Source organism: Williamsia sp. 1135, from assembly GCF_002095395.1.
GTDB lineage: Bacteria > Actinomycetota > Actinomycetes > Mycobacteriales > Mycobacteriaceae > Williamsia.
In genome coordinates this window covers 1-21,906 of sequence record NZ_MJEI01000079.1, presented here as the reverse complement: position 1 = coordinate 21,906, position 21,906 = coordinate 1, and the positions used below count along the sequence as shown (strand labels likewise).

The window sequence follows — 21,906 nt, the reverse complement described above, 5'->3', positions numbered from 1 at the left end:
AATGATCACCCCTAGGTTCCGCTTTCCGTCAATCCGCATTCGCTACTGGCCAGTGCTATCTATAGTCGTCAAAAAGTTAGCAAGCGCCGAGGCGGGCGTTTGCCCGAGTAGACAGGGCCGCGATGTGACCGAGTTTTCCCCTGGTGCGGTCGTCCAGATCGCCTACATCGTCGATGACGTGCGGACCGCGGCCCGCGAGTTCGCGTCCCGCACCGGTGCCGGACCGTTCTTGGTGCGACGCAACCGCGTGACGACAGCACTCGGTCCGGACGGCGCCACGGGTTCCTTCGATCACTCCTCCGCGTACGGGCAGTGGGGCCACATCCAGGTCGAACTGGTCGAGGTACACAGCGCGGAGCCGGCGGCCTTTGCACAGACAACGCTGCCAGGCAACCAGATTCATCATGTCGCGATCATGGTGTCATCGTTCGACGACCAGCAGCGACAGTTCACCGCCGACGGCTGGCCGGCCGTACTGACCGCGACCACCCCGAACGGCAACAACTTCGCCTTCCACGATGCCCGTGCGCAACTCGGGCACCTGGTGGAGATATACGAACCGCGCCCGACGATTCTCGGGCTGTACCGCAAGGTCGCAGACGCGGCCGTCGACTGGGACGGCAGCGACCCGGTCCGGGATATGTAGTCGTCCCGAATGGGCGCGGGCGCCTCAGGCGTCTGCGAGCAGTGCTGCTGCGCGTTCGCGCGCCATGGTCAGGACCGCAGGGTTACCGGAGTTCCACAGCACGGTCAGCTGCTTCTTGCAGATCTTCCACTCGCCGGCAACGCGCACAACGGAATCGGTGTAGTACCCGCCGATGGTGAACATCGGATCACCCGCGGTGTTCGGCAGTACATGCTCGGCGCGTACGTACGAGATCACCGTGCCGCGATCACCTTCGAGCGTGATGTGCAGATTCGACAGGAAGTGCTGCGACGCCGCGAGTCCCGGGAACAGCATCCTCCCGCGTTGCACCCAGTCCTCGGCGCGGAACATCCCCCCGTTGCCGGCCCGATAGCTGGTGTAGTCGATCTCGATCTCGTCGGTGAACACCGACCGGTACATGTCCCAGTCGCGCAGGTCGATTCCGCGCGAGAAACGCGACATCAGGTTGGTGATCTCGCGGTGCGCGGTGTTCAGTTCTGCTTCCGTGGCCATGTCAGATCGCTTTCGTCGTGGGTTGGCGCCGGTCAGGCGGGGAGCTGAAGGGAGATCTTCTCGAAGTACTCGTCCAGTCCGTCCGGGCCGAGTTCACGGCCGATCCCCGATTTCTTCATGCCACCGAAGGGGGCCATCGCGTTGAACCGGCCATGGTTGATCGACACCTGCCCGGTCCGCAATCGGCGCGCGATCGCGATCGCAGCGTCGTCATCGGCCGCGAACACGCCGCCGGAGAGTCCGTAGTCGGAGTCATTCGCGATCCCGACCGCCTCGTCGATGTCGTCATAGGTGAGAACTGTGAGCACCGGCCCGAACACCTCGTCACGGGCGATGGCCGAGGTGTTGTCGACGCGGCTCACGACGGTGGGACGGACGAAGAACCCTGACCGGAGCCTTTCGTCGAGACCGCTGACCTCACCCGGCCCGCCGACCAGGAAGACTGCATCGGCGGGGACTTCCGAGAGCATCTCGAGAACCGTCTGCTGCTGCTCACGAGACGCCATCGGGCCGATGTCGATCGCCTCGTCCAACGGATCACCGACGCGCTGACCGCCCACGAGTTCGACCAGCTTGGCCTCGACCTGCTCGAGCGCCGCGACCGGTACGAGCAACCGCGTGGTCGCGGCGCACGTCTGTCCGTTGTTGACGTAGCAACCTCGTACTGCGGCTGTGATCGCCGCGTCCACGTCGGCGTCCGGCGCGACGATGAACGCCGACTTGCCGCCGAGCTCGAGGGTTACTTTCTTGATGTCCGCTGCAGCTACCTGGCCGACTCTCGCGCCGGCCGAGGTGGATCCGGTGAGGCTGACGAGATCGACGTCGGGATGACCCGCGAGGCGCTCGCCGACCCGGCCGCCCGCGCCGGTCACGATGTTGAGGACTCCCGGCGGCAACCCGGCTTCCTCGGCGATCTCCGCGACTACGAATGCCGCGAGCGGCGCCACGCTGCTCGGTTTGACCACACTCGTGCATCCTGCGGCAATCGCGGGCGCAACCTTCGCCGCGAGTTGATAGAGCGGGTAGTTCCAGGGCGTGATCGCCCCGACCACACCTACCCCGACCTTGAGGATCAGCGAGTTCCCTCGCCGCTCCTCCAGGGAAGTGGTCTCCAGGATGTCGGCCATCGACCGGAAGATGGTCACTCCCAACCCCACCTGGACGGTGCGCGAGCGAGCGATCGGCGTGCCCACCTCGCGGGCCATCATCTCGGCCAGTTCGGTCTCCCGCTCGAGAAGACCGTCCGCGATCCGGCGCAGCACGGTGATCCGATCGGCGACGGCGGACTGCGACCATTCATCGAACGCAGCTCTGGCAGCGGCGACCGCGTCGTCGACGTCGCTCTCTGTGCCTGCCGGCACGCGGGCCATCAGCTCTCCGGTGGCCGCCTCCAGGACGTCGATCGTGTCGTCACCTGCGGAAGGAACCCACTTGCCGCCGATGTAGAGCTCATTCCGGTCGTCCATTGCCCGCGCCTCACTGTTGTCCGTCATCTGGTCGAGCTACGCCTGGCGTCGTCTCAGCTGAGCCGAGTGGTCGCCATCACACACAGCGTATCTGACTTTGAGGAACGACTGTCAAGTAAGTATGGGAAACAATTCTGTACATAGTTTGCGGCTCTTTCTTGACATCCACTACTATTTGGGTAGGTTATGAGCACCGTCACAGTCCGGCTGAGGTGGTGCATCAGTCACCGCCGACGCACTTCCCGATCCCGGGACCCGAGAACCATTCGAGGAGCACCATGAACGACCTCGCGATCAACACATCCACGTCGGCCACCGCATCGAGCGAATTGGTCGGTCTCGTGGTCAAGGGGATGTTCCGCGGCCCGGTCTCACCCGAGCTGCAGTTGGTGATCGACGCCGGGGACGCCGTCGCCAAGGGCCCGATGGTGATGCCGACCCCCGCCGGGATCAGCGCGGCCGGCGCACTCGTCCGATTGCCGGAGGGCAGCGACGAAGAGAAGGCCGTCAACGATTTCCTGCACGCGTTCCTGCCTGTCAACCGGCGCCTGCGTGAGCTGTGCACGGCGTGGCAGTGCCGACCGGACGGTTCGGCCAACGATCACTCGGACGCGCAATACGACGCCCGGATCCGCGATCAGCTCGACGACATCCACACCGACGTGTCGAAGATGCTCCGGCGGGCAGGTAAGCAGTCCGCGGACCTCCTCGCATATCGGGATCAGCTCAATGTCGCCCTCGAGCGCTTCGACGGTGGCGACACCGCGTCCCTCACCTCGCCGCTGACCGACGGCTACCACACCGTCTGGATGTGGCTGCACCAGCACGTGCTGATGATGCTCGGCGTCACCCGCGCCGAGGACGAAGCCCTCGAAGAGAAGCTCGTCGCTGGCAGCGCGGAATGACTCTGTCCGACAACTCTGTTCATTCGTTCACTCGCGCAGCGGTCCCCTACGGACAGGGGCGCGCCCGTGGGCTCGGTGCCGATGTGCTGGGTGTTCACGGCGTCGAGATGGACAACCTGGTCGCACTCGGCCTCCCGGTGGTCCCGGGCCTGACCGTTCCGATCGGATCCGGCAGCGGCCTCGAGAACCGGGAGACCGCGAACATCGCCATCGACCTGGTGGAAAAGCTCGCCGTCCGCGGGATCTGGCCTGCCACCCGCACCGAGCGTCGTCCGATGCTGATGCACCTTCGCTGCAGCGCACCGGTTCCGGTGTCCGCTCTGCCGCCCGCGATTTCTGTCATCGGGTTGTCGAACCGCAACATCGACGCCTTGGTCGAGGTCATCGGCCGCGACCGCGACATCTACGACTCCTGGGCCGCGAATCTGCGCTTCGTCGCCGAAGGCGCGCTGGACATCGACGTGGATGATCTCGACGATCTCGACGACGACCACCCCGACAGCCGCGCCCGGGTCCCGGCCCTCCTGCAACTGATCGAAGAGACCACAGGCGCTCCCTACCCAGCCGACCCGGCCGAGCAACTCGGACTCGCGGCGAAGGCCATGCTCGCCCGCTGGGCCTCCCCGCGCGGCCAGCGGGCACGCAAAGCGCTGTCACTTCCCGACGATCTCGGTATCGCGCTCCACGTTCGTGCTCTGCGTCTGGGCTCATGGAACGAGTCAGGCTACGGCTCGGCGATCAGCCGTGACCTGGAGACCGGGAAGTACGCGCCGCATGGCGTTTTCCATCTCGGCGTCCGGCGTACCGATCCCAATCCCGGCCCCGGCGAACCTCTCGGCCAGGTCCCCGGCGGTGTCACGATCCTCGATCAGATCTTCGCGACCCTCGAACCTCACCTGCGTGGTGTCGCAGAGGTCGAGTTCGAGGTCCGCGACCGGCAACTCGCCCTCCTCAGCGCGGGTGCCCGCGAACATCCCGGCCCTCGTGCCGTCACCAATCTTGCTGTCGATCTGGCGGGCAACCACTCGATCGAGCGCAGTGAAGCCGTCCGGATGCTCGAACCGGACCTCATGCAGGACCTGCTCCATGCCCAGCTCAAGCTCAGCGGCAACGAGCAACTCCTCGCCCAGGGCCTGCCGGCATCTCCCGGTGCCGCGATCGGCGAGGTCGCGCTGTCGAGTGAACGCGCGCTCCAGCTGGCCGGCCAGGGCAGGGACGTCATCCTCGTCGCCTCCGAGACCAGTCCTGCCGATGTACCCGCCTTGCTGGCAGCGACCGCAGTCGTCACCTCCAACGGAGGCCTTGCCTCCCATGCCGCGGTCGTCGCGCGCGGCGCCGGACGGCCGGCGGTCTGCGGTGCCACGTCTTTGCGCATCGATCTGACTGCACGCACCGTGACCGCGAACGGCGTCACCATGTCCGAGGGCGACGTCGTCTCTGTCAACGGACGGACCGGCGACATCTACGCCGGAGCAGTGATGATCCGTCCTGCGGAACCGTCGCCCGAACTCGAGGTCCTGCTCGGCTGGGCAGACGAGATCCGTGAGCTCGGTATCCGCACCAACGCCGACAACGCCGAAGACGCCGCCACCGCATTCCGGCTCGGCGCCGAGGGAATCGGGTTGTGCCGCACCGAACATCAGTTCATGGGCGACCAGCTGCCGCTGGTGCAGCGTCTGGTTCTCGCCGAGTCGGAGGCCGAGGAGATCGAGGCCATCGCGGCCCTGACCACCGCGCAACAGTCGGACTTCACCGACCTGTTGCGAGTGGTCGGCGATCGTCCCATCACCGTGCGGCTACTCGACGCTCCACTGCACGAGTTCTTGCCGGCCGACGGCCAGTACCGCGATGCCGCCCAGGCCGAAAGAGCCGCGGAGACACACGAATCCAACCCGATGCTGGGCCTGCGGGGCGTCCGCTTCGCCATGGTCCAGCAACGGCTGTATCCCGCGCAGGCCGAAGCGCTGTTCCGCGCCTGGGTGACCGTCAACGCCGAGGGGATCTCGCCGATACTCGAGGTCATGATTCCTCTGATCTCGCTTCCCGGTGAGCTCAGCAAGGCCATCACACAGGTGGACAGCGCAGCCGCGACCGTGGCCGCGGACACCGGCGTCAAGGTGCCCTACCTGGTGGGCAGCATGGTCGAGACCCCACGCGCCGCCCTGCTCGCCGCATCGCTGACCGCCGATGCGGAGTTCCTGTCCTTCGGGACCAACGATCTGACTCAGCTGACCTACGGTTTCTCCCGCGACGACGTCGAAAAGACCATGCTTGCCCACTATCTCGACCACGGGTTGCTCACCGACAGCCCGTTCGCCGTCCTGGATCCCGACGGCGTCGGTGCGCTGGTCGCCATGGCGGCAGAGCGGGCCCGCGAGGCCCGGCCGAGCGTGAAGCTCGGGGTCTGCGGTGAACACGGCGGTGACCCGGCGTCGATCTCGTTCCTCAACTCCATCGGCCTCGACTACGTCTCGTGTTCGCCTCGTCGGGTTCCCGTCGCACGGCTTGCCGCCGCACACGCAACTCTCGAAAGTGGTCGATGAGTACTGAACTGGACGACCTACGGGCCGCGGTCCGTTCTGCAGCAGCCGATCTCGGGGGCCCGGATCTGTGTCGCTCGCTGGATCCCTCCGGCCCGGGGTGGGATTCCACGGCCTGGTCCGTCCTGGCCGAGCAGATCGGCGTCGGAGCACTGGGCCTGCCCGAATCCTGCGGTGGAATCGGTGGGTTGGCCGAACTCGCCGTGGTTGCCGAGGAGCTCGGCGCCGCGCTGGTGCCCGTGCCATTCCTGTCGACAGTCTTCGCGGGTCAGGTACTCGTCAACGCCGGCGGTGCAGACGACGCCCTCTCCGAGATCGCCGAGGGAGTTCCGGCCGCGTTCGTCGGACTGAATCGCCAGGGTTGGTGGACGCCGGACGATCTGGTGTTCACCGCTGCTGATCGGGGCGGTTCGTGGTCGCTCACCGGCCACGCGCCCGCCGTTCTCGGCTCCGCCGGCGCTCGTTGGTTGGTCATCCCTGCGGACACTCCTGACGGTCCCGACGTGTTCCTGGTCGATTCGGCCGCACCCGGCGCTGCCGTCGTTCCGCTCGAAACCCTGGACCTGTCCCGCGGTCAGGGGTCGGTCACGCTGACCGACGTCTCCGGGACACGCTTGACCACCGGTGGAACGGCCTCTGCCGCAGTACTTCCCGCATTCGAGGTCGCCTGCATCGTGCTCGCCGCGGAACAGCTCGGCGGGGCGCAGGCGAGTCTGGACCGGACAGTCGAGTACGTGAAAGAACGTCGGCAATTCGGACGCGAGATCGGCAGCTTCCAGGCCGTCAAGCACACCCTCGCCGACCTGCTGGTGCTCGTCGAATCGAGCAGATCAGCCGTCACCCGCGCGGTGGAGGCCGACGATCTCGTGGAGGCAAGTGCGGTGGCTCAGGCCTGGTGCAGCGATGCCTACCGGACCGTCAGCGCCGAGGCGGTCCAACTCCATGGTGGTATCGGCTTCACCTGGGAACACCACTGCCATCTGTACTTTCGACGCGCCCGCGCCGACGCCCAGCTCTTCGGCGGCACTGCGCTCCACCGTGAGCGACTGGCCGCCGCCCTCGCCTGGTAACCCCGGGTCAGCGCTTGTCGCGCTGCGACCAAGGCTGATCGCGGTTTTCGCGAGGCTCCGGCGGAAGGCCGAGCACCCGTTCGCCGATGATGTTGCGCTGGATCTGATCGGTGCCGCCTGCCAGCCGGTAACCGGGGCTCCCCAGCAGATGCTCGGTCCAGGCGAACTGGTCTGAGTCGACCGACGCGGTGATGTTGTTGCCCAGCAGATCTGCCGCGATCTCGCCGATCTTGCCCAATACGTCCGACGCCATCAGTTTGCCGACCGACGCCGCAGGCCCTGGCGAGATGCCCGCTGCGGCGGCGCGAGCCACCCGATCCGCCGTGGCGGCACGAAGTTCGGAGCGGATGTAGACATCGGCGATGTCCTGACGAACGAGCCGATCGTCCGAGACGCCCAGTGACTGTGCCAACGCGACGAGTTCTGCAACCGAGCCACCCTTCTTCCGGGTGACCGAACCGGACGCGGTCCGCTCGAACGCCAACGTGGCACCGGCGACCTTCCAGCCCTGTCCTACCTCACCGAGCCGCATGCTGTCGGGGACGCGCACGTCGTGGAGGAACACCTCGTTGAACGATGCGCCCCCGCTCATCTGGCGGATGGGTCTGATCTCGACGCCCTCGGCGTCGAGCGGGATCAGAAATGCGGTGATGCCCTTGTGCTTGGGCACATCCGGGTCGGTGCGGGCCAGCAACATGCCGAGGTCGGCGAACCGGGCCCCCGACGACCACACCTTCTGTCCGTTGAACACCCACTCGTCGCCCTGACGGACGCCGCGGCAGCTTAGGGCCGCCAGATCGGATCCCGCTCCGGGCTCGCTGAAGAGCTGGCAGGCCAGCAGGTCGGTACGCAGCAACGGGTTCGCGTAGGCAGCGCGCTGATCATCGGAACCGAACATCGCGACGGCAGGGCCGACCAGACCCGTGGTGACGCTGATCAATTCGGTAGAGGGTGGCACATCGAAATCGCGCTCGGCCTGGGCGATCGCGGACGCGAACGAGGCCGGCAACCCCCGTCCGCCGTGTTCGACCGACAACGTCACCGCACCGTAGCCGGCGTCGAAGCGCTGTCTGCGATAGTCACGGACCGCGTTCAGCAACGACAGCTCGTCGTCATCCGACAGGTTCCGAAAGACCGCGAGGTCGGGCCGGTCGTCCGGCGACGGGGCCGGTCGAGGCGCCAGAATACTGGCCAGCCACGTTCGCACTTCTTCTTGAAAAGTGGCCAATTCGGGAACCACACCGAGTGTTCGAGTCACGACATGCCTTTCATACTCAAACCGTCAGCACCGTGCACGCCGAGAGCCCGGGAGCGCCATAGACGTGGGTGAACCCGACCCGTGGACCACCCGGTACCTGGTTGCCTGCGGCCCGGCCCTGCAGTTGCCGGACCACTTCGTGGACCTGTCGCAGACCGGAGGCGCCGATCGGCTCACCGCCTGCCAGGCAACCGCCATCGGTGTTGATGGGCAGGTCGCCGTCGAAACGGGTTGCCCCGCTTGCGAGGAGCTTGCCCTGGTCGCCGTGGGCGCACAGCCCGGTCTCGGCCATGTGGATGATCTCGGACCCCGAGTCGGTGTCCTGGAGCTGGGCAACCTGCACGTCTGACGGGCTCACACCCGCACTCGCGAAGGCCGCGGCAGCGGCGTCGATGCTCGGACTGTGCACGGGTTCGGTGTGCAGCCAGGGTGAGAACACCTCGAACGACCCGAAGCGTCGGGTCCGCACCTCCACGGCAGCAAGGCGAATCGGCTTGTCGCACAGATCATGCGCTCGGTCTCCGCGGGCCAGGATCAGGCCGACGCCGCCTTCACCGGGCGAGCAGAACATGTATTGGGTGAGCGGGTCATTGACAGGCGCGGAGTCGAGGACCTGCTGCGCGGTCAGGGGTTTGCGGCGCCAGGCCTTCGGATGCGCGGCCCCGTTCGCGAAGGCACGTTCAGAGACCGCCGCGAGGGCATGCTCGTCGAGTCCGTGCTCGTGGAAATACCGACGCGTCTTCATCGCGAAGTATTGGGTGGTGACCATCATCCCGGTACGGGCGTACCACTGACCCAGTCCGTAGGCCGCCGGGTCGGAACCGAACGCCCCCCGCGGGTGTTTGTCGAAGCCCACGACCGCCACCACGTCTGCGCGGCGCGCCGCGAGCATGTCCGCGGCCGTCGACAGCGCGACTCCGCCGGTGGCACAACCGTTCTTGACCGTGGTGAACGGGATACCGGTCAGGCCGAGTCGTGAGACCAGCGAGTCCGGCTTGCCGGACACGTTGCTGCCACCGACCGCCGCGTCGACCTCGGACCAGGTGATACCGGCATCTGCGAGCGCGGCCCGCAGCGCGTGCTCACCCATGTCCATGCCGCTGACCCCGTCATGCCGCCCGAAGGCGTGCATGCCGGCTCCGACGATGTAGATGTCCTCGTTGCTCACGACGCAACCCTGTCGGGCGAGACCTTCTCGAACGCAAAGGTGAACTCGGTATCACTGACGTCGAGCAGACACAGTTCGACCTGGTCGCCGATCGCGACCTCGCCGACGATCCTGGATTCGACCAGCACCGAGCCGAGGTCGACGTAGCCGACGACAAACGGTTCGAAACCGGATGCAGGCGCCTCGAACGGTGGCTTCGGGGCGAACGACTGCCGCGTCCAGGTCCACACCGTGCCCCGCCCGGGCAACGCCTGCCGGACGACGTCGACCCCCGCGCAACCAGGACACCGCTGCGCGGCCGGAAAGACCACCACACCACATTCGGCACAGCCGCTTCCGGACAACAGAGGTGGATCGAGTTGTGCGAACAAGGTTTCGTCGACGGCGACCGAATCCATGACGTACCTACCCGACCAACAGGCTCAGTGGTCGCGACAGCACGGCGCTGAGGGTGCGCAGGAACTCCGCCGCGGGAGCGCCGTCGACAGCCCGGTGATCGAACGTCAGGCTCAGGGTGAGGACCTGGGTCTTCACCGGAGTCTCGCCTTCCCAGCGGAATCCGTCCTTCACCCGTCCGACACCGAGGATCGCCACGTTGCCCGGGTTGATGACCGGCGTGAAGAAGTCGACACCGAAGGCACCGAGGGTGCTGACGGAGAACGTCGCACCTTCCATGACGGCCATCGCAAGCTTTCCGGTGCGAGCACCTGTCGCCAGCGCAGCTGTGCGGCCGGCGATATCACCGATCGACAGCGCATCGGCATCCCGGACGACCGGAACAATGAGTCCACCCTCGACCGCGACTGCGACACCGATGTTGATCTCTTCGAAGAGGGTGATCGTGTCGTCCGCGATGCCTGCGTTCAACAGTGGATGCTGCTGCAGCGCAACGGCGACCGCCTTGATGATGAAGTCGTTGAGACTCGGCGTTTTCGCACCGATGTCGGCGGACTCCGCCTTCAGCTGTGCACGCGCCGCGACCAGCGCGGTCACGTCCGCCTCGTAACCGTGGGTGAGCTGCGCCATGGTCTGCAGGCTGTCGACCATGTTGCGGGCGATAGCTCCCCGCATGCCGGTCAACGGGATGACCTCGCCCGGTTGCGGTCCGGCGACCGGCGTCGCCGTCGGTGCGGCAACAGCTGCGGGAGCCGCCGTCGTACCCGCTGCGCCCTCGACATCGGCCTTGGTGATGCGTCCACCGATGCCGGTGCCGACGAGTTGCGCCAGGTCCACGCCGAGTTCTGCGGCCCGCCGACGGACCAGTGGTCCGACGAACTGGCCTGCGCAGTCGCCCAGCGGTTGAGCCGCGGCGGCAACAGGTTCCGCTGCCGGCGCTGCTGCGAGGAACTCTTCGACGTCTTCGGAGACGATGCGTCCACCGGGGCCGGTGCCACGGACTGTCGCGAGATCGACGTTCGATGCCGCTGCCACGCGACGAGCGTTCGGCGACGACTTGATGCGGGAGCCGTCTCCGGCGACCGCTGCAACAGTGGGTGCGGCGACTTCTTCTGCCTCGGGGGCGACCACGTCTTCGGTAACCGCGGCCGAGGCGCCGTCGGGCGCCTGTTCACCCTCGCCGAGCAACCAGCCGATCACAGCTCCGACCGGCAGTACGTCACCGGCGTTGGCGTTCGTGGCCAGAAATCCCTCGGCCTCGGCTTCCACATCGACCTCGACCTTGTCGGTCTCGAGTCGCAGGAGCACATCACCCATACCGATGCGCTGTCCCGGGGTGGCCAGCCATTCGCCGATCACGCCTTCCTGCATCGTGAGCCCCAGCTTCGGCAGCACGATCTGCTGTGCCACGGTCAGCCCCTTTCGAGCAGACGGCGCGCTCCGGCGACGATGCGGTCGGCGTCGGGCACGTAGGCCTTCTCGAGCGGTGTGCTGAACGGCACGGGCGTAAACGGGGCACCGATGCGCAGGACCGGGGCGTCGAGGTAGTCGAACGCCTCTTCCTGGATCTGAGCCGCTACCTCGGCACCGATGCCACCGAAGGTCACCGCCTCGTGGACCACGAGGATGCGATTTGTCTTCGACGCCGACTTCACGATCGCCGCGGTGTCGAGAGGCTGGACCGAGCGCGGGTCGACGACCTCGACTGATACGCCGGATTCGGCCAGGATGTCGGCGGCCTTCAGGGCTTCGACCACCATGCGGCCGAACGCCACGATGGTGACGTCGTCGCCTTCGCGAGGAATCGCGGCCTGCCCGAGCGGAATTTCGTAGACCTCTTCGGGCACCTCACCGCGGGCGCCGAGCAGCACTTTGTTCAGCATGAAGATGACGGGGTTGTCGTCGCGCACCGCAGCGACCATCAGGCCCTTGGCGTCGTAGGCGTTCGACGGCATGACGACCTTGAGCCCGGGCGTGTGCGCCAGCCAGGTCTCGAGGCTCTGCGAGTGCTGGGCACCCGCGCTGACCCCGGCGCCGTAGGCGACGGCGATGACCATCGGGACCTTGACCTCGCCGCCGTACATGAACTTCATCTTGGCCGCCTGGTTGACGACCTGGTCGAGCGCGACGGCCAGGAAGTCCATGAACATGATGTCGACGACCGGGCGCAGTCCGCGCGCGGCGGCTCCGACACCGAGTCCGATCAGGCCCATCTCGGCGATCGGGGTGTCGACCATCCGGCGTGGACCGAACTCGTCGAGCAATCCGTCGTACATGTGGAAGACGCCGCCGTAACCCGCGACGTCCTCTCCGATGACGAAGACGTCGTCGTTCTCACGCATGGTCTGCGCGACGGCCTCGTTGTACGCCTTGACGTAGGTGGTGACCCGGGCCGTGGCGGCCTCCGCGGGTGCGGTCAATTCAGTTGCAGTAGACATTGATTCAGCCTTTTCGGGAGGTTCAGTCGCTGTAGACGTTGAGGGCGAAGTCGGCCAGGTCCGGGAACGGGCTGTTCTCCGCGAAGGCGACGGATTCGGCGATGTCGGAGTCGACCTCGGCCCAGATGTTCGCGAACTCACCTTCGGTCACGAGGCCCTCGGACACTGCCCGCGCCTCGAGCAATTTGATGGCGTCACGCTCTTTCCACGCCTCGACCTCTTCCTGGGTGCGGTAGGTCTTGCGCAGACCCTTGACACCCTGGTGGTCGTAGTAGCGGTAGGTCTTGGCCTCGACCAGGGTGGGGCCGCCACCGTTCCGGGCGCGCTCGACGGCACGGCCCACCGCGGCGCGCACCGCGATGGCGTCCATGCCGTCGCAGATCTCGCTCGGGAACCCGTACGCCGGCGCACGATCGGCCACGTTCTCGAGTTTCATGTGGTCGCGCAGCGCGGTGAACTCGGCGTATCCGTTGTTCTCGCAGACGAAGACGACCGGGAGGTTCAGGATGCCTGCCATGTTGGCGGCCTCATGGAAAGCACCGATGTTGCTGGCGCCGTCACCGAAGAACGGAATGGCGACGGTGTCCTCACCGCGGTACTTCGCGGCGAAGGCTGCGCCGACGGCGATCGGGATACCGCCGCCGACAATGCCATTGGCGCCGAGCATGCCGATGGAGAGGTCATTGATGTGCATCGAGCCGCCGCGGCCCTTGCAGTAGCCGTCGACCCGGCCGAAGAGCTCGGCGAACATCTGCCGGAACTGGGCGCCCTTGGCCACGGCATGTCCGTGTCCGCGGTGGGTCGAGGAGATCTGGTCGGTGTCGCGCAGGTTGCTCATCGCACCGGCGGCCACAGCCTCCTGACCGACATACAGGTGAAGGAAGCCGGGCAGTTTGCCGCCTTCCATCAGGCGGCCGGCCTCGGTCTCGAACTGTCGGATCCGGACCATGCGGCGATGGAGGTCCAGGACCACCTCGCGGCTCGGGGTCGGGTCGTTCGATCCGACGGGCTCGATGGCCTCACGGGTTGCGTCTGTCGCGGTCGAAGTCACCACGAGCACCTCTTCTCTGGTTTTCCAACAATGCAGCGACGAAGTTCGGGCTGACTTTGTTTACGTCTTCTACAGTATGGACCACAACTGTAGCCCAATGTAAGCAGAATCACTATAAAGTTACTAAGGCCTGAGGTCAGGCTGCTTCTTACTTGACTTGGTGTCCAGTAAATCGCACGATAGGCCCGGACATGGACCGTTTGAAGGAGAAAAGTCGATGCTCGACCGAATCAGAGATCGGGCGGTGTCCGATCCCAGCGGGGTTGCACTGATCGACGACAACAGCTCATTGACGTGGGCCGAGGCCGCGGACGCCCTCGATGCGCTCGGCGAACACCTCATCGCACTGGCTCCCGATCCCGACGAGCGCGTCGCGGTGATCGGTGAGAACACCATCGAAACACTGCTCACCCATGCCGCCGCGATCGGTCGCGGCGTCGGGACGGTCGCGGTGTCCCGGCAGCTCAAGCCCGACGAGATGGCCGATCAACTGCTCGATTCCGGAGCGGTCGCGTTGGTCACGGGACCGCTGGGCCTCGCGTCCTCTGTGGCCGCCGCCCAGAAGACCGGCCTGCGAGCCGTGATCGTCCACAACGCCGAGGTGAGTGGCGGGACCGTGCCATGGCAGGAGGTCGTCACCCCGGCCGAGGCCCCATCGTCCACCGGTCCTACCGACCGGCCCGCCCGCCCACCGCTGGTCTACACATCCGGCACCACCGGTCGCGCCCGCGGCACGCAGGTGCGTTGGTTACCGGCTCCTGTCGACACCGCCCAGGAGTACGCCGATGCGGTGGCCGCCCGGTCGGGTTATCCGGCCGGCGTCCACCTGGTGGTCGGCCCCTTGCAGCACAACGGCCCGCTCACCGCGATCCGGCACCTGCTGTCGGGACGCCCGGTTGTCGTCATGGGCCGGTTCGACGCCGAACGCGCGTTGTCGCTGATCGAAACCCATCGGGTCACTTCCACTCTGATGGTCCCGACCCACTTCCAGCGTCTACTGGCATTGCCCGCGGAGACCCGCGCCGAGTACGACGTGACGAGCCTCGAATGGGTTGCCCACACGGGCTCCGCCTGCCCGGCGGACGTCAAGCGCGCGATGATCGATTGGTTCGGACCGATCCTGGTCGAGTCCTATGGCGGCAGCGAGATCGGTTCGGTCTGCCGCATCGATTCAGTCGAGTGGCTCGCGCATCCACGTTCCGTCGGTCGCGCTACTGCGCCGTTCGAGGCAGTGGTCGTCGGCTCCGACGGCACCGAACTCGGCCGCGGCGAAGTGGGGATCCTCGGATTCCGCACCCCGCCCGAGCGCAGCGTTGTCTACCACGCCGATCCCGAAAAGACCGCTGCCGCATACATCCTCCCCGGTGTCGCGACCCTCGGCGACGTCGGCTACGTCGACGAGGACGGCTACGTCTTCATCACCGATCGAGTTGCGGACATGGTGGTCTCGGGCGGCGTCAATCTGTATCCGGCCGAGAGCGAACGAGTCCTGCTGACCCATCCCGCGGTCTCCGAGGTGGCGGTCATCGGGGTACCCGACGAGGATCTCGGCGAGGCCCTACTCGCCCTTGTCGTCGCCGAACCCGACTCGAGCCTCGACATCGACGAATTGAAGGCGTTCGCCAAGGAATCGATGGCGTCGTACAAGTGCCCCAAAAAGTACGTCGTCGTCGACGAACTCGCCCGTAACGTGATGGGCAAACTCGACAAGAAGGCATTGCGCGCTCCCTATTGGAGCAGCGATCGCACCATCGCCGGCTAGATCGGCGAAACCACTGGAAGGCATTCATGATCGAGGTTTTGTTCGTTCGGCACGGCCAGCCCGTCTCGCGGGTGCGTAACCCTGCCCTGGCGCCCGAGGGGATCGCGGATGCCCGCAAGCTCGCCACGTGGCTTCGCCACGAGCAGATCGACGCCATCGTCGCGAGCCCACTGGCCCGCGCGCTCCAGACTGCCGAGACCCTCGCAGAGGGCATGGGTCGCGGAGTCGACCTCGTGCTCGAAGACCTCCGAGAATGGGATGACGACATCAGCCCCGAGGACTACATGGCCCTCGAGGACATGGCGCCCGACGACGCCCGTCTGACGGCGGTGCGCGACGGCCGATTCGAGGAATACGTCCCCGACCTGAACCTGCCGAAGTTCCGGGCCCGCGCACGCTCGGCCCTGGATCAGATCTTCGACCGGTACGAATCCGGTCGAGTGGTCGCGGTGGCTCATGGAGGCATCATCAACGCAGCCGTCGCCGATGTGCTGGAGATGCCGAAGACGTTCTGGCACAACCCCGCATATACTTCGGTCGCCCGGGTGCAAAAGCTGGATTCCGGCGTGGTCATCGTCGATTCGATCAACGACACCGCACACCTGCGCGGCACGGTGACGATATGACACAGGTGGTCGATGCAGGCGCCGTTGTCGCCGACACCCTGGCGAACGCCAGCCGGGTGATCCTGGTCAGACACGGACTCCCCGGCGATCTCGGCGTAGCTGATCCGGGACTCGGAGACGAGGGCATCAGCCAGGCCAGGCGACTGGGTGACTGGCTGCGCACCGAACCGGTGGCGCAGGTTGTCTCCAGCCACTACACCCGAGCCCACGAGACCGCGCTGTTCGCGGCTGAGCCGCATGGCCTCGACGTCTTCGTCGACGAACGGCTGCGAGAGTGGGACAGCGACCGGACCACCTATTCCACACCGGAGGCCATCGCCGAGACACCCCGCGGAAAGGCCTTCGCAGAAGCAAGATTCGACGACTTCATCCCCGACTACGACAAGGTCGAGCTCGCGGCCCGGATGCGCGCTGCTGTGCTCGCGGCCGTGGAGCGGGCACCCGGGCAACTGACGGTCGTCGCATCGCACGGTGGCGCCATCAACACCCTGCTCACCGACATCCTGCAAGCGCCGTCGCCGTTCTTCTTCAACCCCGGCTACACGTCGATGAGCCGCGTCGCCGTCATGCGCTCAGGCCGGTTCGTCATCGAATCGGTGAACGAGACAGCGCATTTGCGCTGACGGCTCACCTTGTGTCGACCCCCGGCCCGGGGGGTTGCGGATTGACGTCAGCGACGATCCGGGCTGCGGCGGTGTGCACCGTCACCTGGTCGCGGTCGGCGAGCTGGTGCAGGGCGGCCCGCGCAGCAGCGATTGTGCCCAATGCGTTGCTTTCGTAGAGGATTCCGATGGCGTAGTCGATGACCGCACGGTCGTCCAGCGACAACTCCGGATCCGGCGGTGCACCATGGAGGTGGTTGTCGACATCCAGTGCGGCGAGGTCGATTCCGAGCAGGTGCGCACCATCGGCGGCGAGGTCCACCAGCGAGCCGGGTGTGGACGCACGGAGCAGCAGATGTGCTGTGGTTGTCGGGTGGAGCATGGCGCTGGTGAGAGGGATGAGCAGCGATGATCCCGCAGGTGCCGAGGTGTCGGCGCGCGGGGGTGTGGTGATGCTGAAGTCGTAGCCGTCCACGATCACGGTCAAAGACGCCGAGAGCAATGAGGGCACCGCCCCGGTGAGGTGCTCGTGGACGGTGGTCAGGAGCGCGTCGAGGTCGGTGGCAGGTTCGTCGAGCGCTGTGGTCAACTCGCGCAGCGCCGCATGCAGGTTGGCCGGCGGGCGGTGATCGTCTGATGGTGAGTCCACGGGGTACTCCGGGCGACCCGAGCAACCCATCATCGTGCCCGTGTCCGAACGCGTCAGACTGCGCGTGCGGAAGTGCGGTGCCGGCACGTGGGTCGGGTCCCATGGCCGGTGCGCATCGCCATCCTCACCCTACGCGCATAGGAGCTGGTGAACAGGCCTCGCTGCCCGTCACTGCGGGGTGTGGGGGTGGCGGGCGCGGGCCCGTTTGCCTGCGTCCTCGACGATCGAGCGGGCGATCTCGTTGAGTTTGCGGTTTTCCTGCTGGCTGATGGTGCGCAACGCGTCGAAGGCCTGCGACGAGCTGTATCCGCTACGGCTGATCAGGATGCCGATGGCCTGATCGATGACGGCGCGGTTGGTCAATGCCTTCTCCAGGCGCTGCGACAGCAGGACCGCCGTGGCCAGAGCTCGGGCATTTTGCACCGAGACTGCGGCCGGCACCGCGAACAGTTCACCGAGCTCAGCTGCGCGTTCATCGAAGGCGTCTTTGGCGTGCGCATACACGTTCATCGCGCCGATGACCTCGTCACCGGTGATCAACGGCAGCGACAGCACACTGTGCACGCCGAGGCGTCCCACCCGAGGCCCGAACGCAGGCCACCGGGCCTCGCCACCCAACGAACCTGAGCGGACAGTGGAGGCGGTGGCGGCTGCGGAGATGCACGGACCCTGACCGATGCTGTACTGGATATCATCGATTTCTCGGACGAACGACGCGCTGGCCACGACGGTATCGGGGCGGTCCTCATGTAAGAGTGTGACCCCCGCGCCGTCGGCACCGGGAATGGCCCTGACCGCGAAATCGGCTACCGCAGTGAGAGCATCGGCCAAAGACAGCGATCCCGTAGCCAGCTGCGACAACCCGGTCAGCGCACTGTTCAGGTCTTCTTGATCATCGGGTGTCTGCGAGAGATCCGGTTCGTGATCAGCCATTGGTGGCACCCTGTTCTGGTTCGCGGCGGCGCATGGGGACAACGGAAACGCACAGTCAGTCTAGGCGCAGCACCTCGCCGAGGTGAGCGGCCTGAACAGGTACGCAACCTCACCACGACGACGCGGTCACGGTAGCGCTAAGTCTCACGATCGTTCGGCTGTGGTGCGGCCGCCGGGCCGGAATTCCCCGGCGGCCCATCGGCCAGAGCCTGCGCGACGGTCGGGAAGATCTGTAGGTCAGTATCCGGGGCAGCGGCGTGGATGACATCGCGGAACTGGCCCACGTCGCGAGCGATCCGGAACGAAACTCCTTTGTGGGCCAGGGCACCATGGAGTTCGACGAGCATCGACACGGCACTGACATCGACGAACGGTGATGTTTCGGCATCGAGAACGATTGTGCGGGTGTCGGCCTCGGCCAGGGCGCCGATCTGGTCACGGACATGGTCGGCGTTGGCGAAGAACAGTCCTGCCTCCACGCGAACAACTTTCACGCCTGCGAGGTGCCGGCGGGCCACGTCGTCGGTCGCTTCCACCCACCGCGTTCCGTCTTTGACCAACGTCGCCACGTGTGGCCGCGAGACCCGGTAGAGCAACAGCAGCATGGACACGGCGATGCCGATGACCAGACCGGGCAGGGTGTCGAAGATCAGCACCCCGAACAGCGCTGCCAGGGCAGCGATGAAATCGGCGCGGGTGGCGCGGCCGTAGATGCTGCCCAGCCGGGTGGTCCAGACCCGGTACAGACGCCGCAACGCGGCGATGTCGACGAGCTCGATGACCGCAGCGATCACCACAGCAGCAAGTGTCGCGTCCGGCAATTTCTCGAACAGGCCTGTCAGCAGCAGCAAGGTCAGGACGGTCAGCGCGGCGACGACGAGCCCGCTCACCTGCGTCTTGGCGCCTGCGCCCCCGTTGACCGCGGTCTTCGACAGACTGCCGTTGACGACCATGCCCGAACACAGTCCCGATCCGATGTTCGCCGCACCGAGCCCGAAGAGTTCCCTGTTGGCATCGACGGTGTACCCGGCCTTGGCCGCGTAGGTCTTGGCAGCCCCCAGGCCCTCGGCGAAACCGATCAGCACGATCCCGACTGCGGGACCGACCAATTCGAGGTACTGATCCATCGATACCCCGGAGGGTAATCCGAGCGAGGGCAGCCCCGGATCGATGTGCCCGACGATGGCGACGCCCTTGTCCTCGAGACCCAACAGCCATACCGCACCGATCCCGCCCAGTACCGCCACCAACGATCCGGGCACCAGCGGGAGCCACCGCCGGATCGCCAGCACCACGACGAGGCTGGCGACGCCGATGATCGTGGTGCGCCAATTCCATTCCGTCACATGGGTGATGAAGGAACCGGTCTGTTCGAAGAAGTTCCCCGACCCTTTTGGTACGCCGAACAGTTTGGGGACCTGTCCGATGATGATGGTCAGTGCGAGCCCGACGATGAACCCTTTGAGGACCGGTTCGGAGATGAACGAGGCGACAAACCCCATTCGCAGGACGCCGGCCACCAGAGCCACCACACCGGCGGCGAGCGACAACGCGACCGTGGTGGCGAGAAACAGCTGCGGATCGTCTCCGGCGATCGGTCCGACGATGGCCGCTGACAATGCCGCGGTCGCCGACATCGGCCCGACCACCAGATGCCGCGAGCTCCCGGCGGCGGCATAGAGGATCAGAGCCGGAACAGCCGCATACAGACCGACGACCGCCGGGACACCGGCAATCGCCGCGTACGCCAGGGCTTCGGGTACCAGGACCGCCCACACGGTCAGCCCGGCAACCACATCCGGTCTCAGGTACGCCGAGCGGTAATGGTGCAAAGACGTGAACACAGACCAGCCTCCAGCAATCGTCGCGCTCGGCTCCACCTGGCATGAACGCACGCCGGCATCCACTGATCAGTTTGCCGCACCGCACCTGAATCCGACAGCTGTACGCGCCCGGCACAGTGCCTCCCAATGTCCAGCCGTATGGGTTAAATTGAGTGCGTTCGGCCAACGCCTGCGGGCCCCAATACTCACGCTGGATCTGATCGAGCCAAGGAGCACGAGACATGGGCGCAGTCATCGGTGATCTCCTGCCGCTCGCGGTCGGTGTGGCCGTCTCCCCTATCCCCATCATCGCGGCCATCTTGATGCTGCTGTCCAAACGCGCGGGCAGTACCAGCGTCGGGTTCGCGCTCGGTTGGCTGGCCGGGATCGTGGTCGCCACCAGCATCTTCGTAGCGTTGGCCGGAGCCATCAGCACGTCCGACGACGGTCCGTCCACCACCGCGTCGGTGATCAAACTTGTTCTGGGCGCATTGCTGTTGGCTGTGGGCGTGCGGCAGTGGCGTGGACGCACCAGCGAGCATGCCACCCCGAAATGGATGGCCGCGATCGACGACCTCACCGCCGCGAAGGGTTTCGGTCTCGCGTTCGCGCTCGCAGCGATCAACCCGAAGAACCTCCTGATGTGTGTGGCTGCCGGCGTCACGATTGGTGGCGCCTCATTGTCGGTGGGTCAGCAGATCGGTTCTGTCGTCGTCTTCACCGTGATCGCCGCGTCTACCGTCGCGATCCCCGTGATCGGCTACCTGGTTGCCGCACAACGATTGAGAGCACCCCTCGACGCGCTCAAACAGTGGCTCGAGACGAACAACGCGACAGTCATGGCCGTACTGATACTCGTCATCGGCGTGGTACTGATCGGCAAAGGTATCGGCGGCCTGTAACCCGGCTATGGCGCGAGCGCACGATCAGGTGCGCAAACGGCTACGGATTCAGCCTTGTCGTACCCCTCTGGCATAGTCGCTCATATGTTCGAGGGTGGGGATTACGACGTACAGCGGGTGGCCGGTATCGGCCCCGCGAACTGGCTGCGGCCCAACGAGTTGCTCCGCAACTGCGAGCGGTCGGTCGCCGCGCAAAGCTACTTCGAATGGGTCCGCTACGACAGCGCCGCCCAACTACACAAACTGGTCGTCGCACCCCTAGAGGACACCCCGGTGGCGCTACGGGCGGTCGACCCGTTCAGTGTCTGCGCCGCGCAACTGGCCGCGGCGCAGCAGATCACCCAGCAAGGCGCCGAGCACTACCTGACCCGAGCCCTGGCCCTGCGCGACCGGCTCCCGCACGTCAAACAACTGCTGAAAGAAGGGCACGTCGCCGCCCACCACATCGCGCAGATCGTCTCCCGCACCGATCTGATCGAGGGCTCCGAGCACATGGCCGATATCGACCGTGACATCGCCGCCCAACTACGCCGCCGGGGATCCTGGTCGACCAACCGGATCCGGGACATGGTCGATGCGATGATCATGCTCCGCGACCCCGACCTGGTAAGGGAGAACCGCACAGAGGCCAAGAAACGTCGTGGGGTGTGGAACAACAACATCGGCGACGGGATGTCAGCGCTCGACGCCGTCGGATCCGCCGAGACCAACAACCTCATCATGCAACGCCTGGAGAAATTGGCGATGTCGGTGTGCAACGCCGATCCGCGTCGCAAAGCCGAACGAATGGCCGATGCCCTCTTCGCGACGGTGATGGGACGCGAGTTCAGCTGCGAGTGCCCCAAAGACCCCAAACATCCCTGCACAGCCAGCATCTGGACATGGCCCGCAGACACGATGGTCTCGGGCGTCGATATGAAACTGGTCCTGCACGTCATCGCTGACCAAGCAACGGTCAACGGCGACGCCGACCACCCCGGCTACCTGCAAGGGCACGGCATCATCTCCGCCGAACATGTCCGCGACATCGCCGAACGCCCCGAAACCAAACAGCGCCCGATGCGCAACGAGTACGAACAATCCCAACCCCTCTGGAACGACCACGACCTACGCGCCGAAGCCGAATACGCCGACCTCTACGCCCAAGACCAAGCCGCC

20 protein-coding genes are annotated in these 21,906 nt (G+C 66.0%); 9 read left to right on the top strand and 11 right to left on the bottom strand.

The window, feature by feature from the left end:
* Positions 1-124: 124 nt before the first annotated feature.
* Complete coding sequence (locus BFL43_RS08220) at positions 125-646, top strand: VOC family protein (RefSeq protein ID WP_084892084.1); 522 nt, start codon at positions 125-127, stop codon at positions 644-646.
* Positions 647-670: 24 nt separating this feature from the next.
* On the opposite strand, the gene BFL43_RS08215 is transcribed toward BFL43_RS08220, so the two are convergent.
* Together BFL43_RS08215 and BFL43_RS08210 are read right to left on the bottom strand one after the other, a co-directional pair.
* Entirely contained in the window at positions 671-1,159 is a 489-nt protein-coding gene (locus tag BFL43_RS08215; protein WP_084892083.1) for a nuclear transport factor 2 family protein, read from the bottom strand.
* 32 nt (positions 1,160-1,191) lie between these two features.
* Positions 1,192-2,652, bottom strand: a complete 1,461-nt coding sequence (locus BFL43_RS08210) for an aldehyde dehydrogenase family protein (RefSeq protein WP_143695186.1) — start codon at positions 2,650-2,652, stop codon at positions 1,192-1,194.
* A 251-nt stretch (positions 2,653-2,903) separates the two neighbouring features.
* Here BFL43_RS08210 and BFL43_RS08205 point away from each other — a divergent pair, with 251 nt between their 5' ends.
* From BFL43_RS08205 to BFL43_RS08195, 3 genes are read left to right on the top strand one after another with little or no spacing between them, the layout of a single operon-like run.
* On the top strand, positions 2,904-3,530 hold the full coding sequence (locus tag BFL43_RS08205) for a hypothetical protein (RefSeq protein ID WP_084892081.1): 627 nt from the start codon (positions 2,904-2,906) through the stop codon (positions 3,528-3,530).
* The gene (locus BFL43_RS08200; protein WP_084892080.1) at positions 3,527-6,073 is read left to right on the top strand and encodes a putative PEP-binding protein; all 2,547 of its coding nucleotides are present in this window, start codon (positions 3,527-3,529) and stop codon (positions 6,071-6,073) included. The genes BFL43_RS08205 and BFL43_RS08200 overlap by 4 nt, the downstream gene beginning before the upstream one ends.
* Positions 6,070-7,140, top strand: a complete 1,071-nt coding sequence (locus BFL43_RS08195; RefSeq protein WP_084892079.1) for an acyl-CoA dehydrogenase family protein — start codon at positions 6,070-6,072, stop codon at positions 7,138-7,140. The genes BFL43_RS08200 and BFL43_RS08195 overlap by 4 nt, the downstream gene beginning before the upstream one ends.
* A 7-nt stretch (positions 7,141-7,147) precedes the next feature.
* On the opposite strand, the gene BFL43_RS08190 is transcribed toward BFL43_RS08195, so the two are convergent.
* The 6 genes from BFL43_RS08190 to BFL43_RS08165 are packed head-to-tail and all read right to left on the bottom strand — an operon-like array spanning position 7,148 to position 13,451.
* The gene (locus BFL43_RS08190) at positions 7,148-8,398 is read right to left on the bottom strand and encodes an acyl-CoA dehydrogenase family protein (protein WP_084892078.1); all 1,251 of its coding nucleotides are present in this window, start codon (positions 8,396-8,398) and stop codon (positions 7,148-7,150) included.
* A 16-nt stretch (positions 8,399-8,414) separates the two neighbouring features.
* On the bottom strand, positions 8,415-9,566 hold the full coding sequence (locus BFL43_RS08185; RefSeq protein WP_084892077.1) for a thiolase family protein: 1,152 nt from the start codon (positions 9,564-9,566) through the stop codon (positions 8,415-8,417).
* Positions 9,563-9,964, bottom strand: a complete 402-nt coding sequence (locus BFL43_RS08180; RefSeq protein ID WP_084892076.1) for an OB-fold domain-containing protein — start codon at positions 9,962-9,964, stop codon at positions 9,563-9,565. The genes BFL43_RS08185 and BFL43_RS08180 overlap by 4 nt, the downstream gene beginning before the upstream one ends.
* Before the next feature lie 7 nt (positions 9,965-9,971).
* Positions 9,972-11,372: a dihydrolipoamide acetyltransferase family protein gene (locus tag BFL43_RS08175; RefSeq protein ID WP_084892075.1), complete on the bottom strand. Its 1,401-nt coding sequence runs from the start codon at positions 11,370-11,372 to the stop codon at positions 9,972-9,974.
* Between the two features lie 2 nt (positions 11,373-11,374).
* Positions 11,375-12,400: an alpha-ketoacid dehydrogenase subunit beta gene (locus tag BFL43_RS08170; protein ID WP_084892074.1), complete on the bottom strand. Its 1,026-nt coding sequence runs from the start codon at positions 12,398-12,400 to the stop codon at positions 11,375-11,377.
* 22 nt (positions 12,401-12,422) lie between these two features.
* Positions 12,423-13,451, bottom strand: coding sequence for a thiamine pyrophosphate-dependent dehydrogenase E1 component subunit alpha (locus BFL43_RS08165; RefSeq protein WP_240498138.1), 1,029 nt, complete (start codon positions 13,449-13,451; stop codon positions 12,423-12,425).
* 217 nt (positions 13,452-13,668) lie between these two features.
* Here BFL43_RS08165 and BFL43_RS08160 point away from each other — a divergent pair, with 217 nt between their 5' ends.
* Genes BFL43_RS08160 through BFL43_RS08150 form a run of 3 tightly spaced genes read left to right on the top strand, consistent with a single transcriptional unit; the run spans position 13,669 to position 16,462 of the window.
* Positions 13,669-15,213 carry an AMP-binding protein gene (locus BFL43_RS08160; protein WP_084892072.1) on the top strand — a complete coding sequence of 515 codons (1,545 nt, stop codon included), beginning with the start codon at positions 13,669-13,671 and terminating at the stop codon, positions 15,211-15,213.
* A gap of 26 nt (positions 15,214-15,239) precedes the next feature.
* Complete coding sequence (locus BFL43_RS08155; RefSeq protein ID WP_084892071.1) at positions 15,240-15,839, top strand: histidine phosphatase family protein; 600 nt, start codon at positions 15,240-15,242, stop codon at positions 15,837-15,839.
* Entirely contained in the window at positions 15,836-16,462 is a 627-nt protein-coding gene (locus BFL43_RS08150) for a histidine phosphatase family protein (RefSeq protein WP_084892070.1), read from the top strand. Before BFL43_RS08155 ends, BFL43_RS08150 begins: the two co-directional genes overlap by 4 nt.
* Before the next feature lie 4 nt (positions 16,463-16,466).
* Here the strand turns inward: BFL43_RS08150 and BFL43_RS08145 are convergent, their stop codons facing one another.
* The 3 genes from BFL43_RS08145 to BFL43_RS08135 form a co-directional block, all read right to left on the bottom strand.
* The gene (locus BFL43_RS08145; RefSeq protein ID WP_084892069.1) at positions 16,467-17,090 is read right to left on the bottom strand and encodes an ANTAR domain-containing protein; all 624 of its coding nucleotides are present in this window, start codon (positions 17,088-17,090) and stop codon (positions 16,467-16,469) included.
* A 168-nt stretch (positions 17,091-17,258) separates the two neighbouring features.
* Positions 17,259-18,023: a GAF and ANTAR domain-containing protein gene (locus tag BFL43_RS08140; protein ID WP_084892068.1), complete on the bottom strand. Its 765-nt coding sequence runs from the start codon at positions 18,021-18,023 to the stop codon at positions 17,259-17,261.
* Between the two features lie 137 nt (positions 18,024-18,160).
* Positions 18,161-19,903 carry a SulP family inorganic anion transporter gene (locus BFL43_RS08135; protein ID WP_206186642.1) on the bottom strand — a complete coding sequence of 581 codons (1,743 nt, stop codon included), beginning with the start codon at positions 19,901-19,903 and terminating at the stop codon, positions 18,161-18,163.
* Between the two features lie 185 nt (positions 19,904-20,088).
* On the opposite strand from BFL43_RS08135, the gene BFL43_RS08130 reads away from it, so the two are divergent.
* Both BFL43_RS08130 and BFL43_RS08125 read left to right on the top strand, forming a co-directional pair.
* The gene (locus BFL43_RS08130) at positions 20,089-20,748 is read left to right on the top strand and encodes a GAP family protein (RefSeq protein WP_084892067.1); all 660 of its coding nucleotides are present in this window, start codon (positions 20,089-20,091) and stop codon (positions 20,746-20,748) included.
* Positions 20,749-20,832: 84 nt separating this feature from the next.
* Positions 20,833-21,906: DUF222 domain-containing protein (locus tag BFL43_RS08125; RefSeq protein WP_143695061.1), on the top strand; the 1,074-nt coding region annotated here is incomplete at its 3' end.

What these genes read in the sequence shown, in the direction of transcription:
- BFL43_RS08215 (WP_084892083.1), bottom strand. Translation starts at nt 1,159, where the DNA reads ATGGCCACGGAAGCAGAACTGAACACCGCGCACCGCGAGATCACCAAC.
- BFL43_RS08210 (WP_143695186.1), bottom strand. Translation starts at nt 2,652, where the DNA reads ATGACGGACAACAGTGAGGCGCGGGCAATGGACGACCGGAATGAGCTC.
- BFL43_RS08205 (WP_084892081.1), top strand. Translation starts at nt 2,904, where the DNA reads ATGAACGACCTCGCGATCAACACATCCACGTCGGCCACCGCATCGAGC.
- BFL43_RS08200 (WP_084892080.1), top strand. Translation starts at nt 3,527, where the DNA reads ATGACTCTGTCCGACAACTCTGTTCATTCGTTCACTCGCGCAGCGGTC.
- BFL43_RS08195 (WP_084892079.1), top strand. Translation starts at nt 6,070, where the DNA reads ATGAGTACTGAACTGGACGACCTACGGGCCGCGGTCCGTTCTGCAGCA.
- BFL43_RS08180 (WP_084892076.1), bottom strand. Translation starts at nt 9,964, where the DNA reads ATGGATTCGGTCGCCGTCGACGAAACCTTGTTCGCACAACTCGATCCA.
- BFL43_RS08170 (WP_084892074.1), bottom strand. Translation starts at nt 12,400, where the DNA reads ATGTCTACTGCAACTGAATTGACCGCACCCGCGGAGGCCGCCACGGCC.
- BFL43_RS08160 (WP_084892072.1), top strand. Translation starts at nt 13,669, where the DNA reads ATGCTCGACCGAATCAGAGATCGGGCGGTGTCCGATCCCAGCGGGGTT.
- BFL43_RS08155 (WP_084892071.1), top strand. Translation starts at nt 15,240, where the DNA reads ATGATCGAGGTTTTGTTCGTTCGGCACGGCCAGCCCGTCTCGCGGGTG.
- BFL43_RS08150 (WP_084892070.1), top strand. Translation starts at nt 15,836, where the DNA reads ATGACACAGGTGGTCGATGCAGGCGCCGTTGTCGCCGACACCCTGGCG.
- BFL43_RS08140 (WP_084892068.1), bottom strand. Translation starts at nt 18,023, where the DNA reads ATGGCTGATCACGAACCGGATCTCTCGCAGACACCCGATGATCAAGAA.
- BFL43_RS08130 (WP_084892067.1), top strand. Translation starts at nt 20,089, where the DNA reads ATGGGCGCAGTCATCGGTGATCTCCTGCCGCTCGCGGTCGGTGTGGCC.